The sequence below is a fragment of the Gemmobacter nectariphilus DSM 15620 genome (assembly GCF_000429765.1).
GTDB lineage: Bacteria > Pseudomonadota > Alphaproteobacteria > Rhodobacterales > Rhodobacteraceae > Wagnerdoeblera > Wagnerdoeblera nectariphila.
Genome location: NZ_AUCM01000027.1, coordinates 13,255 through 27,284, shown reverse-complemented (window position 1 = coordinate 27,284; position 14,030 = coordinate 13,255). Strand labels below are relative to the sequence as shown.

The window sequence follows — 14,030 nt, the reverse complement described above, 5'->3', positions numbered from 1 at the left end:
CTTGATCCATCCAGAAAAAGCAAGACTCTGGAAGACATGCTACACAATACCTTGACTAAGACAGTCGCTGAAAACAGCGCCGATGTGCTTCGGTTCTTCTCCGGTCTGGTGGTCATAGCGCGAGCAAAACACCCGATCCCTTCCCGAACTCGGAAGTTAAGTGCCGCCGCGGCAATGGTACTGCGTCTCAAGACGTGGGAGAGTAGCTCGCCGCCAGACCTGATAAGAACCGAAAAAACTCCTCAACATCTCAATCCCGGCGCGGGGTGGAGCAGCCCGGTAGCTCGTCAGGCTCATAACCTGAAGGTCGTAGGTTCAAATCCTACCCCCGCAACCAAAAAATCTTCGCGTTATGAAACGCTTAAGCGCCGCCCACCGGGGCGGCGTTTGCGTTTCCAATTCCCGTGGAAGCACTGTGGAAGCAAGAGGGTGCGAAGTCCTTCATATCGCTTCGTAAATTCGCACAAGCCTATTTCGATGCATTCCTCAGCAGCTGGCGGATCCTGTCTTCGGTCCACGGCTTGCCTGAGGCACTTCTGACATCTCGTTCATTGAGCTCCGTTGCGATCGATCTGTGGGTGCGTCCTGCGGCGCGAAGTTGGTCGGCCTCATGTCTTGCCTTTGCAATACGATCTGGCTTGCTCATGGTCCATTCGTGCTGCTTCTGACGCCAGTCCGAGAAATGCCGGTGCGGATCGAACACCTCGCCTTCGATCAGTATCTCGTCGGGGTAAACCGTCTCGATGTCGATGTCCGCATGCTGAGCCCACCCTGATAGAGGCCCGTGGCTCCGGCAGCCCTGAACCGCCGAGAAATCGACGTGAAGAAGCGCAGCGCCTTGTGCGCGGCAGAGCGCCTCAAGCGGACGCAACACATCGACAATGTATTCACTGCCGCGATCAGGTTCGATTTCAAGGAACACCTTCTCGGCGACAAGACGGTACTTATGCTTCCTGGCATACTGCCTAATGAGTTCGCACTGATATCGGATCGTGCGACTGATTCTCGCTGCGGCCTCGATATCCTCTGGCAAGGCCGTAAACCCGGCCCATGGAACGGGCAGCGTCCAGTAGAAGCCGATGGCGTTGCGCATTTCTTGCCTCCGGAAGATGGGACCGGAAAATCCCGAGCGATCCGCACAGGCACCGGCCAAGTCGTATCCATGGATCATCGAAGCAAAGGAGAACGAGATGATCCAGTCTAAAATTGAACCTGCCGTTGCCGCCCTGCTGCCGGCCGTGGTGGAGGCAGTCTCGGAAGCCGGCTCGATGATCCGGGCCGAGTTTCATCGTCGTGGTGGGCCGCGCGGCAGCGGGTCGAAGGCGCCGGTTGACACGGAAATCGAGTTGGTCCTGAAGGATCGGCTGCTCGGGCTGCATCCCTGCGGCTTTGTCGGCGAAGAGACGGGCCATGCCCGAGCCTCGAGCAACGACGTCTGGATGGTGGACCCCCACGACGGTACGACTGACTTCCTCGCCGGTCGTCGGGGATCGGCCATCTCGGTCGCGTTGCTGCGCGCAGGGCGCCCAATTCTCGGCGTCGTCTTTGCGCCGCTGGCCCCGGATGATCGCGGCGACCTGATCTCCTGGGCCGAGGGCTGCGCGCTGACACGCAACGGCTTGCCCGCACGCCGCCAGTCCTGCGCGACTCCGCCGGTAGTCGCCATGAATGCGAAGGCTGCCGAACACGCGAGGCACAACCACGAAACGCTCCGCGGTTTCCGGATCCGCGCAGTCCCGAGTCCGGCCTACCGTCTGGCTCTGGCGGCTGTCGGCGAGGTAGATGCCGCGGTGAGCCTTGTGGCAGGGCTCGATCATTGGGACATCGCCGGCGGGCATGCCCTGCTGATCGGCGCGGGTTGCACACTTGTCCAGCGGTCTGGACGACCAGTCGAGTACCAGCGCCAGAGCTTCGACGGCTGCATCGGCGGCCCCGAGGAGGTCGTGATGGCTCTTGTCGCGCTCAGGCCCGGTCCGGGGCCGCGCGAAGAGCGCACAAGCGTGTACATTAAGAATCGGGTTGCTGATGCCGACCGGCTCGCGCGCGCCCAGGGATGCCTGCTCGGCCAGCTCGCGGGCGATGCTCTTGGTTCGGCGGTGGAGTTCAGGTCTGCGGCTGAGATTGCCCGAAGCCATCCGCATGGCGTCACCCGGCTCACCGATGGCGGCACCTGGAACCTGATCGCCGGGCAACCGACCGACGACAGCGAGATGGCGCTGGCGCTGGCTCGCGCGATCTTATCGGGCGGAACGTTCAATGCCGCGTTGATCGGCCACGCCTATGTGAGATGGGCAAAGTCTTGTCCCTTCGACATGGGGGGCACAACCCGCGCCGGCATTACGGCGCTGGCCGCCGGCCGGCCCGCCCGCTCGGACAGCCAGTCGAACGGCGCGCTGATGCGGGTCAGCCCAGTAGGCATCTTCGCCGCCGGGGATCCAGAACTGGCCGCCCGGTTGGCTGCCGAAGATGCGCGCCTAACCCACCCGCACCCGGTTTGCCAGGCCGCGAGTGCAGCCTTTGCAGCAGCAATTGCCACGGGCGTGGCCGGCGGCACGGCCGAGGAGATGTGCGCGGCGGCGGAAACACATGCGGGCCGTGGGGACGGCGCCCAACTCGTGCGAGAGCGGCTTGCCCTCGCTCGCCGCCATGAACCGGAGGACTACAATCGTCAGATGGGCTGGGTGCTTACCGCCCTGCAGAATGCATTCCATCACCTGATGCAAGGGGCGCCACTCTCTGAAGCGGTCGTCACGACCGTTGCGCGTGGCGGCGATACCGACACCAACGCCGCAATCTGCGGTGCGCTCCTCGGTGCGTGCTGGGGTCGTGACGCGATCCCGCCGCAATGGCGCAACGCCGTCCTGACGTGCCGCCCAGTCGAGGGACGCGGTGTCCATCATCCCCGCCCGCAGGAATACTGGCCGGACGACGCTTTGGACCTTGCTGAGGCTCTTCTTGCCGCTCGTACCAAGATTACTGCCTGAACACGGCGAACGCACAAAACATGGCCTTGGCGTATTCCTGGACCAGGCGCATCATCAGGCCAGAGATAGGGACCTGATTCCACGATGTACGATATTCCGAACGCCGACGCTTACGGCGTGGTCCTGATCAACGCCAAAGGTGAAGTGCTCTTGCGCGAACCATCCGGCCACTTCGGCGGCTATGTCTGGACCTTCGCAAAAGGGCGCCCTGATCCCGGCGAAACGCCTGCGAAAACCGCCATCCGCGAAGCATTCGAAGAAACCGGATATCACGTCGAATTGCTGGACGTGATCCCCGAGGCCTTCCCGGGGACGACCACATCTTCGGCCTTCTTCCTTGCGGGCCCGATTGGCAAGCAGGGCAAGCCGACGAATGAAACCTCGGCGACACGCTGGGTTGGTTTCGACGAGGCGGCGGATCTGATCTCCCAGACAAGAAGCAAGACGGGACGAGATCGCGATCTCGCGATCCTTCGGGCGGCCCGGGACGTGCTCGAGCGGTTGGCTTGGGATCGGCGACCGGCAACCTGCAAGGAGGACTGGGAAACGAAACCGTTTCCCCGCAAGCGAACCGAGGTCGCGCTCGACCTGTCCTTCGATGAGGCTGCAATGGCGCGGGTCCGCAAGGGTTTCCTGCCGACCGTCATGGAAGAAAAGTGGTTTGCCTGGTTCGAGGAGCCGGTCCTGCATTTGCACAGAAGCTGGACCGGGGTCTCTATCTATCAGGTCCGCTTCGAGAAGTCGGCGAACGGTTGGCGTGCGGTCTCTGCGAAGGTGAACCGTAATCCTGAACAGTACAGCGAGACCGATGACGAAGCCGACCAGCGCCAGATTGCCGACCTGATCGGCGGACTGCTCGTCAACGGCCCGACCGGCCCGAGAACCGATCCATTCGCGGAGATGCTTATTCAGGCGTCACAGCCGAATTACCTTGGTTCGCCGTCCGTCGTCTTCGGCCTCATCCAGCGGGTCATGGAAGCGGCTGTCGCCTATTTCAAGGGCGAGACCAACTTCAACGCTGTATGGGACCTGATCTGGAACATGGCGCAGGAAATCGCCAGTGGCGATGATTATGTTCGCATGTCGGGGTGGCATACACCACAGTGCCTCGGTCAGGCGCTGGTAAGGTTCATGGGCGTCAGGCCGGAGGAGATCTTTGCAGATGACCTCGATTACTTCGTGTCCGAGGCATTGATGGCTCTGTTCCTGAAAGCACGCGACCTTCTCAACGATTTTGCCGATGACCCTGTGGCACAATGGAACCCGCACGCTCTGGAACAGCTGAACCAGCTGCACTACTGGGCGGTTCAGGTTTTCCTCGGCACCAACGAGCTTGAACATTCGAGCCTGACGTTAGCCGAGTTCCGATGGCGCCCAGTTGCTGTCGACGGCAGATAGCGGCGGCATTATCCGCTCAGTCACGCGCAGCAATTCACTGCGTACCTCTGATGCGCTGGCCGTCAAATCGACTGTCATAAACCTGATCAGGTGTCCTTGAATGATGACGGCCTCATCTAGATGCGAACCAACTGAGGGATGGAGCAATAGCCCTTCGGCATCGTCGGCATACTCGTCGTCTGAGTCTTCTTGTGAACGCAAGTAGGCGTACATCTGATACAAATACCCGCTTCGGAGACTGTCCCCCCGGTACCACCCTTTCGTCACGATCGCGTTGAACTTGGTGTCGATGACGATTCTACGCTTGGCGGCTCTGTCATCGAGAACGATGTCAGTCCTCATGCCCGGGAGGATTCGCCCGATTCCTATTGTTCCGCCCGTGGTTGGCCATTCCAGGGCACCGCCCGTGCTGACATGCCAGTCTGTCGGCGACAGGACGACTTGGAAAAAACCGCCGACGGCGCGCTCGAAGAGTTTGCGCACCCAATACTCATCGCGCTCGGACAGCGGCATTTTATGCGATCCGGCGATCTCGGCCGGAATAGCCATCTCAAAGACCAACTTGGCGGCTGCGACCATTTCCTGGTCTTCCACATCATGCCTTCCAAAGCGGTCCGTGCTCATTTCGCGTAAAGTCGGCGCTGTCCCGGACACCCCCATCATTTTCATATCGTTCGCCAACCTGCGGCAGCGCTGGATGACGTCTGAGCGCCTCGCAACACGCGCAACCAGTTCCAAAGCAGCACGTACGAAGCGATTTCTGATCGTATCGACTGTGAGCTCTTCGAATTTGCATGCGATCAAACCACGCGCCAACAGCTGGTGACGTTCCGTCGCCAAAACATCGATCTTGCCGCGGACCCGGTTGAGAGGGGCCGTTCTCGTTCTGTGTCCGTAGCTCAGTCTTCTCCGGTGTCGCTTCTCGACAGCATGCGCAAGGATCTCTCCCACCAAATCAGGAAGTTGATCAGGCATATCCTCGATACGTGCACTGTTCGCGCCTCTTATACGAAACAGGTCAGATGCATAGAGCATCAATAGCCAGATATTTCTTATCGGGATCGCGCCAACGTACCCATATTGCAGGGCTGTGCAATCCTCAGGTGCAGTCAACCCGGCCTCCATTACCAGCCCGCGATGAGCTTCTCGAGCGCATCCTTGGCTGTTTTCGGGGAGTCGAACCAGTACTCTTCTAGTAGTGGACCGATCTCCGTTTCGGCGACTTGCGCAAACCATTCCCGCGTCGCCCCGAGCTCGAGGCGATGGTTCGGAGTGACGTAGCTGTGGCCTATCCGGAATTGAGCGCCCAAGTCCTGCTCGATCTTCTGGTTCAAGTCTGACAGGCGCTGTTCGATCTCCGGCACCAAGTTCGGATCTACGCCGCAGTGTTGGATAACCCAGCCTCTCCACGCATCCCCCAACTTCGGTTCCAGCGTTACGAACGCAAAGCGGCGGCGAAATGCCAGGTCCACCAAGGCAAGTGAACGATCCGCGATGTTCATCGTTCCGATCACATACAGGTTTTCAGGCACATGTACCGGTCGCCGCTTGCCGTCGGCATCGGGATAGCAGAGTTCAAGCGCCTCGGTGGGGGTCCGTTTCCCAGCTTCGAGGAGCGTAAGAAGTTCGCCGAAAATCTGTGCGGGGTTGCCCCGATTTATCTCTTCGATGACCACAACAAAATTCGACGTCGATTTCTTTGAAGCCGCGCGGATCGCCTCCATGAAAACGCCGTCAGTGAGTGCCAGCTTTCCCTCGCCGGTTGGCCGCCAGCCCCGTACGAAATCCTCATATGAGAGATTTGGATGGAATTGAACCGCTCGGATCTTCGTGTCATCCTTCTCGCCTATCAAGGCATAGGCGAGCCGCTTGGCGATCCAAGTTTTTCCCGTTCCCGGTGGCCCCTGAAGGATCAGGTTTTTCTTTGTGCGCAAGCGTTCCAGCAGCCGTTCGATCTCGGGTTGCGACAGAAAACAGCCATCTTTCAGGATGTTTGCCACTGAATAGGGTTCGAGAGCGGGGGGCGGCTGAATGACACCCTGCTGCTGATCTTCGGCTTCATTGAGATCGGCAAGTGATGCCTCGTCCAGCTTATCTGGCTCTGCATCCTTTTGATCGCCGAATTTCCAAGAGGCTAGGGACAATTCTGGGAAGCTATGCACAGGATAGTCGTCCTCGGAGAACCGGGAGTTCAGGTTGTCGACCAGTGCTAAGTATCCCTTTGCATCAATCGTTTTTTTCTGTCCTGCCTGGGTGACGGGAAGGTTCAGGCGATCTTCGATGTAGGAACGTGAAGGCAGATCCAGTGTCGCAAAATCCCACGGATGCGCCCAATAGAGACCAGTGGTTATATTCCATTTGACGCCCCTCACGCGGGTGGCCGCATCGTAGGCCAAGGCCAGCTCGGCGCGATGCTCGGGGATGTCTGACCCCACGAACTCGGCGGCTGCCGCGAAAACACGCCAGAGCGCATCGATATCACCTTCGCCGCGTTTTGCCGCAGATCCGAAGAACCAGGATTTTTGATTGTTGAGAACGGGGATGCCGTCGAAGGTGTCGGGAACAGGCTCCGACACGCCAAGGAGCGTGGCCATTTCAGCGGCTATCGCCTTCCTGTTCGTGTCTGTCATCGACCGGTTGAAGGTACCCATCGCTGTGAAGGGGCAAATGTCTTTCAGTGGGCCCGTCGTTCCATCTGCAAATTTGTCCTGGAGGTACGAAAGACCCGGAACTTTGGTGGCGATCTTGTGAATGCCCTCTATCAAGGGCTTTCGATCAGTCCGAAAATTCAGCAGTTTTTCAGCTACTGCCCCATAGAACTCCGTCCAAAGAAATCTCTGTGCGACTGGACCATCACCGAATCTTTCGCGCCAGTAGGGCGCATTGCGCCAACGGTCCAAGTCTTGAGTCTGCCCGTCGAAGGTGAAGGCAATCAGGCCGTCTACGCCCCAATCGCCAGTTCCGGCCGCCAGCCGCCAAATTGTCCCGCGATGCGTGTAGAAGTACCATTCGCGTTGAGGCTCCTGCTTGACCCATGTCACTTCGACACGCTTGCCGTCATTCAGGTTCTTGGTGACCGTACCGATCGCCTTGATAGCCATCACCGAGACGGTATTGCCACGATTGTCGAAAGGAAGATTGTGCTTTCGCGTATAGGACGACTTGATCGCGATCCTGTCGCCCGGTTGCATGGACCGCACGAGGTCAAGGTACTTGTCGTCGTAGCCATTTTCCCAAATGCCTTCACTCAGGAAACGAGGCATCTGGTCGTCTGTCCGATTGTAGCTCGCGCCAACAAGCCAGTAGGATCTCGGTGAGTGCGCGTTCTCAGACATCTTCTCGCCCATGTTCATTACTAAGCACCTGTTATTACTTTGATGTGTCAACCGTGAGGCTGAAGCCAAACTTAGTGATCGGCTTCAACAACGCTGTCTGTCGTGCCCGCTTCTGACGTGCGAACGCGGTCAAAATCTGACCCTAGAAGCAGATTGACAACTGAGCCCCCCTTGACGCAAGCTCCAACCATCGCAGAGGTGCGCCCGGAGAGAAATCTCGCGGGCGCTTTTTTGTTTCTGGCCCCGGGCTGGGGAACTGCGCTGCCCATCCTCATATCTCCCTGGCAAACCAGCGGATGCGGCCGATGATGCGGATTTCGTCGGCCGTGCGCTCGTAGGCGGGGTAGAGCGGATTGTCAGAGATCACCCGCACGGCGGGCGGATCGCTGTTGGGGATATGCTCCAGGCGCTTGGCCACCAGCCCCATGCCGTCATCGAGGACGAAGATGCCAGGCGGGTTGGGCAGCTGGCGCGTCATGTCGACCAGCACGGCATCGCCGTCCTGAAGCGTGGGGACCATGCTGTCGCCTTCGACATGCATGATCCGGAGCTGTGACGGGCTGGCCTTCAGCTTGTGGCGGATCCAAGACTGGCGGAAGTGGTAGGCGCGACCGGGCGTGTCGCCATCCTCGGTCACGACAGCGCCGCCGCCCATCGTGGGCCGTGGTGTGGCATGTGCGATCGCCACGAAGGCATCGTCGGGGGTCTCGGTGAAGGGGGAGGGGCCCTCGATCTCGCCGATGCCGTGGATCAGCCATTCCCGGTCTACCTTCAGCACCCGGGCGACATCGGCCAGCCGGTCGATGCTGGGGCGCGAGGAGCGCCCGCGCAGGATGTCATAGACGAAGGAGCGGTTGACCCCGGCCATCTCGGCGACGTGGGCCGGCGCCAGGCCAAGCTGGTCGGAGCGGGCCCGCAGACGGTCGGCCAGGGTGTGATGTTCGGTCATCTTTTCCCCAAGGGGCTGTGGATAGAGTGGGATATGACAGGATTGAATTGGGATCGTCAAGCGGCTAGAACAAAAGCCAAACAGATTGCATGGGAATCGGGGGCCCGGATGGAGATCGAGAAGGCGTATTTCACCCTGCCGGAAGTCCTCGTCCGCTGGTCGATGCCCCAGGTCGATCTGGTCTATCTGGCCGAGAACGACCAGTTGCGGCTGTCGGTCCGCATCCTCAACCTGCCCATCGAGTTTGGCGACTACGAGGAAACCGACGATGGCCGCTGCTACTCAATCCCCACGGAGCGATCCTTGTTCAATGGGCTGCTGGACCTGCACGTCCAGGACGTCTTCCAGCTTTTTCGCAAGGGTGAGGTCAGCATCACCCGGTTCCGGACTGCGAAGGCGGACTATGCCTGTTTCTACGGCTCGCGCGAGAGCCTGACGATCCGCAAGCTGGACTTGATGCTAAGGCGCGAAGAACGCGACCGTTTCGAGGCGGCGACCGGATTTGGCGGTGCCTCGGGCATGAAGCCAGCGGGCGGGTTTCATGCCTCTGCCGATTACCAAAGCGTTCGCTCCAAAGGCCGGGAGTTCCGGCTGGGTCCGATCCAGGCACAGGTCGTGCGGATCCTGCATGCGGCGGCCAAGCAGGGCGATCCGTGGCAGAGCGGCAAGGCGGTGCTCTCGCAGGCGGGGTCGCGCAGCCTCAAGATGGCCGACGTCTTCAAGTCCAAGAAGGACTGGCCGCTGCTCATCGAGTCGAACGGCCGTGGGGCCTATCGCCTCGCTGGCCTCTGAGTCGGACCCTCCGCGCGTCCCTGTTTGCTCCCCGCTGTGGGATGCACAGGAGGATGGAGGGGGATGGCGATCCCACCGTCATACGTTTCACCCCATGATTGAAACGGTCCGGCTGATCCCCCGCCGTATCCCACTCTGATCTCGACGACATCCCCACATCGCGCCGTGCATCTTCCTCCCAACGACACACCGGGAGAGGACGATGCAGACCAGAACCTGCCTGAACCAGACCGAACTTGCCGCGCGCTGGAGCATTTCGGCGCGCACCCTTGAACGCTGGCGCTGGACCGGCGATGGCCCCGCCTTCCTGAAGATCGGCGGCCGCGTGGTCTACCGGCTCGAGGATGTGCTGGCCTATGAACAGGCCCGCCAGAGGCGCAGCACTGCGGATCGGGGCGCGGCATGATGGCCCGGCATTCGATCCTCCGCGCCACCGGCGTCGTGTCGATCTTTGGCGCGGCTGGACCTGCGCTTGACGAGGTCGGGCTTTCGGCCTGGATCGCGCAGGCCGCACCCGGCGAGACGCTGGTCTACCATCGCGGCTTTCTCGCAGTCGACGCGACCTCCGTTGTCTCGAAGCTGCCCGCTGAACAGCAGCGCACCTTGCGCCTCGTGGCTTCGGCTGCGCTTCGCGCCGCCGAGCAGGGTCTTGTCCATCTCGTGCAGGCTCGGATCGGCCCCGACCAGTTCGCCTACATCGCCGTCGCCCGGACCAGACCGCGCCAGGCCGGTCCCTCCCTCTCGGTGCGCCTCCTCGAGGCCGCCTGACACCATTCCTCTATAACGGAGACCCCCATGACGTTCCCGCAGAACACCCCCAGCATCGATCAGCTGATCAACCTGCCCGCTGGCGAGATCGCCCAGCTTCCTGTCGAGCTTCTGGCCGCCCTGCAGCGCGAAATCGATGCTGCCGCCAAACAGATGAAGGCCGTCACCGCGCGGTTTTCCACGGCACTCGAGGTCCGCTACGCCGCTCGCGCAGCCGAGGCGCGCCGCGCCTGCGGCAAGGACACCGGCACAGTGCGCCTTGTCGATGGCGATTTCACCGTGGTCGCTGACTTGCCGAAGCGCGTCGAATGGGACCAGGCCAAGCTGGCGTCCATGGTCGAGCGCATCCGCGCCGCGGGCGAGGATCCGGCCGAATACGTCGAGATCAGCTTCAAGGTGCCCGAGCGCGCCTATTCCGCCTGGCCCGAGGCGATCCGCCAGGGCTTCGAGCCCGCCCGCACCGTCAAGACCGGCACGCTCAAGATAGACCTCCTCCCGCAGGAGGATCGCGCGTGAGCCTGCCCATCATCACCGCCGACCAGCGCCTAGCCGAGCCGCGCGGCATCAAGGGCTGCATTTTCGGCAAGTCGGGCATCGGCAAGACCAGCCTTCTCTGGACGCTCGACCCCGCCCGCACGCTGTTCATCGACCTCGAGGCAGGCGATCTGGCCATCGAAGGCTGGCCGGGCGACAGCATCCGGCCGCGCACATGGGCGGAATGCCGGGACTTCGCGGTGTTCATCGGTGGGCCGAACCCGGCGCTGCGCGACGAGCAGCCCTACAGCCCCGCGCATCATGCCGCCATCTGCCAGAAGTTCGGCGATCCCGCCGCGCTCGATCGCTACGACACGATTTTCGTCGACTCGATCACCGTGGCGGGGCGGCTCTGCTTCCAATGGTGCAAGGGCCAGCCGGAAGCCGTGTCGGAGAAGACCGGCAAGCCTGACGTGCGCGGGGCCTACGGGTTGCACGGGCGCGAGATGATCGGCTGGCTGACCCACCTCCAGCACACCCGGGGGCGCAACGTCTGGTTCGTGGGGATCCTCGACGAGAAGTTCGACGACTTCAACCGGCGCGTCTTCCAGCCCCAGATCGACGGATCGAAGACCGGGCTCGAGCTGCCGGGGATCGTCGACGAGGTGATCACCATGGCCGAGCTCAAGGCCGAAGGCGGCGATCCCTACCGCGCCTTTGTCTGCCACACGATCAATCCCTGGGGCTTTCCGGCCAAGGACCGCTCCGGCCGCCTCGGCCCGGTCGAAGAACCCCACCTCGGCCGCCTGATGGACAAGATCCGCGCCCCCGGCACGCCCGCGCCCCGTCGCCTGAGCTTCACGCCGCCCGCTGGGGGCGCGGCCGATCTCCCCCATCCGCAATCCTGATCCGCAAAGGAGACACCCCATGGGTTACTGGAATGACTTCAACGACGCCCAGTCCAACACCAACCTCATCCCCAAAGGCACGCTGGCCAAGGTGCGGCTGACGATCCGCCCGGGCGGTTTCGACGACGCGTCGCAGGGCTGGACCGGGGGCTACGCGACCCGCGGCTCGACCGGCGCCGTGTACCTGAATGGCGAGTTCACCGTCACCGAGGGCGCCTATGCCCGGCGCAAGATCTTTACGCTGATCGGCCTCTACAGCCCGAAGGGACCGGACTGGGCCAACATGGGCCGCAGCATGATCCGCGGCATGCTGAACTCGGCGCGCGGGATTTCCGACAAGGACCAGTCCCCGCAAGCGCAGGCGGCGCGGCGGATCAACGGGCTCGGGGATCTGGACGGGATCGAGTTCCTGGCCCGGATCGACGTCGGCACCGATGCCACCGGCGACGACAAGAACGAAATCCGTAGCGCCGTGACGCCCGACCATCGGGATTACGCCCAGCACATGGGGTTGGCGGCGCAGCCTGGATACCACCCGCCCGCGCAACCCGCGGCGCAGCAGCCGGTCCAGCAGCAACCTGCATCGGCGGTGCCCGGTCGTCCCTCCTGGGCGCAGTGAGGGTCTGATCCATGCGCCTTCGCCCCCGTCAGAGCCTCTTCGTGGAGCGCAGCCTCGCTGCGCTCTGCGATCACGGCAACACCCTCAGCATCGCCTCGACTGGCTTTGGCAAGACCATCGCCCTGTCTGCGGTCGTCGCCAAATCCCTCGAGGGCAGCGACGCCAAGGCCTGCATCCTCGCGCATCGCGATGAGCTGACCGCGCAGAACCGGGCGAAGTTTGGCCGGGTCGCGCCTGAAATCACCACCTCCGTCGTCGATGCCGAGGCCAAGAGCTGGGCCGGGCGGGCGACCTTCGCCATGGTGCCGACGCTGTCGCGGCCCGCCAATCTGGTCGCAATGCCCGCGCTCGACCTCCTGGTCATCGACGAGGCGCATCATGCGGTCGCTGACAGTTATCGACGCATCATCGACCATGTGCGGCGCGCCAACCCTGCCTGCCGGATCTTCGGCGTCACCGCCACGCCCAATCGGGGCGACCGCAAGGGGCTGCGCGAGATCTTCGACAATGTCGGCGATCAGGTGCGCCTCAGCGAGTTGATCGCTTCCGGCCACCTCGTCCCGCCCCGTACCTTCGTCATCGACGTAGGCGTGCAGGAACAACTGCGTGCCGTGCGCAAGAGCGCCGCCGATTACGACATGACCGAAGTCGCGCAGATAATGAACCGCGCGCCGGTGACCGACGAAGTGGTCCGTCACTGGCAGGAAAAGGCAAGCGAGCGGCCGACCGTGGTCTTCTGTTCCACCGTCGCCCATGCCGAAAACGTTGCGGCCGCCTCCAACGCCGCAGGGGTTTCGGCGGCCGTCATTCACGGCGATCTCGATGCCAGCACGCGCCGCCGCATCCTCGCCGCCTATGCCTCTGGCGAAATCCGCGTCATCGTCAATGTGGCCGTTCTGACCGAGGGCTGGGACCACCCGCCCACCTCCTGCGTCGTGCTGCTACGGCCGAGTTCCTACAAGTCGACCATGATCCAGATGGTCGGGCGCGGTCTGCGCACGGTCGATCCCGAGGAACACCCCGGTGTCGTGAAGACCGACTGCATCGTGCTGGATTTCGGGACGTCGAGCCTGATCCACGGTACGCTGGAACAGGATGTCGATCTCGACGGAAAGACCGACACCGGTGAGGCGCCGACGAAGACCTGCCCGACCTGCGAGGCGGAAATCCCGCTTGCCGCCATGGAATGCCCGCTCTGCGGCGAAGTGTTCGCGCGCGACCTGGAGGAGACCGGCGAAGGCCAGGACGCCATCCCGCTCTCGGGTTTCATCATGTCAGAGATCGATCTTCTGAAGCGGTCAAGCTTCGCATGGGTCGATCTCTTCGGCGATGACGCTGCACTGATGGCCAACGGCTTCAACGCGTGGGGTGGCATTTTCTTCCTCGACGGCCGCTGGCACGCGGTAGGTGGCGCAAAAGGTCGTGCACCCCGGCTGCTGGGTGTTGGGGAGCGGACGGTCTGCCTTGCACAGGCCGATGACTGGCTGAACGAATACGAGACCGATGAGAGCGCTTTCAAATCGAAGGGCTGGCTGAAGCAGGCGGCGACCGAAAAGCAGCTGCAATACCTGCCGCCCGAGTTCCGCCAGGACTACGGCCTGACCCGCTATCGCGCCTCGGCGTTGATGACCTTCGGCTTCAACAAGCGCGAAATCCGTCAGCTTGTCGGCCGTGCCAGCCCGGACATCGGGAGGGCGGCGTGAGCCATGTCGCGCACATTGCACCCCCGCCTGAACCGGCGCGCCACTGGCATCCAGGCTTCGTGCCCTGCGCCATCTGCCTGCGTCCCGCGCAAGGCTTCGG

At 62.2% G+C, this 14,030-nt stretch carries 13 protein-coding genes, 1 tRNA gene and 1 rRNA gene; 11 read left to right on the top strand and 4 right to left on the bottom strand.

Annotated elements, in window-relative coordinates; genetic code table 11:
* Positions 1–104 precede the first annotated feature (104 nt).
* Both rrf and G481_RS0117020 read left to right on the top strand, forming a co-directional pair.
* Positions 105–219, top strand: a 5S ribosomal RNA gene (rrf, locus tag G481_RS0117025).
* Between the two features lie 41 nt (positions 220–260).
* Positions 261–337: transfer RNA gene (locus G481_RS0117020), tRNA-Met, on the top strand.
* 132 nt (positions 338–469) lie between these two features.
* On the opposite strand, the gene G481_RS0117015 is transcribed toward G481_RS0117020, so the two are convergent.
* Positions 470–1,093, bottom strand: a complete 624-nt coding sequence (locus G481_RS0117015) for a recombinase family protein (protein WP_028031080.1) — start codon at positions 1,091–1,093, stop codon at positions 470–472.
* Here G481_RS0117015 and G481_RS25620 point away from each other — a divergent pair.
* Together G481_RS25620 and G481_RS25235 are read left to right on the top strand one after the other, a co-directional pair.
* Positions 1,080–2,984 (top strand): inositol monophosphatase family protein, encoded by a 1,905-nt coding sequence (locus tag G481_RS25620; RefSeq protein ID WP_211235227.1) that lies wholly within the window; start codon positions 1,080–1,082, stop codon positions 2,982–2,984. The genes G481_RS0117015 and G481_RS25620 overlap by 14 nt on opposite strands.
* An 84-nt stretch (positions 2,985–3,068) precedes the next feature.
* Entirely contained in the window at positions 3,069–4,382 is a 1,314-nt protein-coding gene (locus tag G481_RS25235) for an NUDIX hydrolase (RefSeq protein WP_051294630.1), read from the top strand.
* Here G481_RS25235 and mcrC read toward each other — a convergent pair.
* The 3 genes from mcrC to G481_RS0116985 form a co-directional block, all read right to left on the bottom strand.
* Positions 4,338–5,495: a 5-methylcytosine-specific restriction endonuclease system specificity protein McrC gene (mcrC, locus tag G481_RS24340; protein WP_211235226.1), complete on the bottom strand. Its 1,158-nt coding sequence runs from the start codon at positions 5,493–5,495 to the stop codon at positions 4,338–4,340. The genes G481_RS25235 and mcrC overlap by 45 nt on opposite strands.
* Before the next feature lie 11 nt (positions 5,496–5,506).
* Entirely contained in the window at positions 5,507–7,735 is a 2,229-nt protein-coding gene (locus G481_RS0116990; protein WP_211235225.1) for an McrB family protein, read from the bottom strand.
* Between the two features lie 253 nt (positions 7,736–7,988).
* Entirely contained in the window at positions 7,989–8,666 is a 678-nt protein-coding gene (locus G481_RS0116985; RefSeq protein WP_028031077.1) for a LexA family transcriptional regulator, read from the bottom strand.
* A gap of 108 nt (positions 8,667–8,774) precedes the next feature.
* Here G481_RS0116985 and G481_RS26410 point away from each other — a divergent pair, with 108 nt between their 5' ends.
* From G481_RS26410 to G481_RS0116950, 7 genes are all read left to right on the top strand, one after another.
* On the top strand, positions 8,775–9,458 hold the full coding sequence (locus G481_RS26410) for a hypothetical protein (RefSeq protein ID WP_035026558.1): 684 nt from the start codon (positions 8,775–8,777) through the stop codon (positions 9,456–9,458).
* A gap of 202 nt (positions 9,459–9,660) precedes the next feature.
* The gene (locus G481_RS0116975; protein ID WP_028031076.1) at positions 9,661–9,864 is read left to right on the top strand and encodes a helix-turn-helix transcriptional regulator; all 204 of its coding nucleotides are present in this window, start codon (positions 9,661–9,663) and stop codon (positions 9,862–9,864) included.
* Positions 9,861–10,226 (top strand): hypothetical protein, encoded by a 366-nt coding sequence (locus G481_RS0116970; protein ID WP_245594997.1) that lies wholly within the window; start codon positions 9,861–9,863, stop codon positions 10,224–10,226. The genes G481_RS0116975 and G481_RS0116970 overlap by 4 nt, the downstream gene beginning before the upstream one ends.
* Before the next feature lie 27 nt (positions 10,227–10,253).
* Positions 10,254–10,742 (top strand): hypothetical protein, encoded by a 489-nt coding sequence (locus G481_RS0116965; RefSeq protein ID WP_028031074.1) that lies wholly within the window; start codon positions 10,254–10,256, stop codon positions 10,740–10,742.
* The gene (locus tag G481_RS0116960) at positions 10,739–11,608 is read left to right on the top strand and encodes an ATP-binding protein (RefSeq protein ID WP_028031073.1); all 870 of its coding nucleotides are present in this window, start codon (positions 10,739–10,741) and stop codon (positions 11,606–11,608) included. The genes G481_RS0116965 and G481_RS0116960 overlap by 4 nt, the downstream gene beginning before the upstream one ends.
* 19 nt (positions 11,609–11,627) lie before the next feature.
* Complete coding sequence (locus G481_RS0116955) at positions 11,628–12,227, top strand: hypothetical protein (RefSeq protein WP_028031072.1); 600 nt, start codon at positions 11,628–11,630, stop codon at positions 12,225–12,227.
* An 11-nt stretch (positions 12,228–12,238) separates the two neighbouring features.
* The gene (locus G481_RS0116950) at positions 12,239–13,930 is read left to right on the top strand and encodes a DEAD/DEAH box helicase (protein WP_028031071.1); all 1,692 of its coding nucleotides are present in this window, start codon (positions 12,239–12,241) and stop codon (positions 13,928–13,930) included.
* Positions 13,931–14,030: the final 100 nt, after the last annotated feature.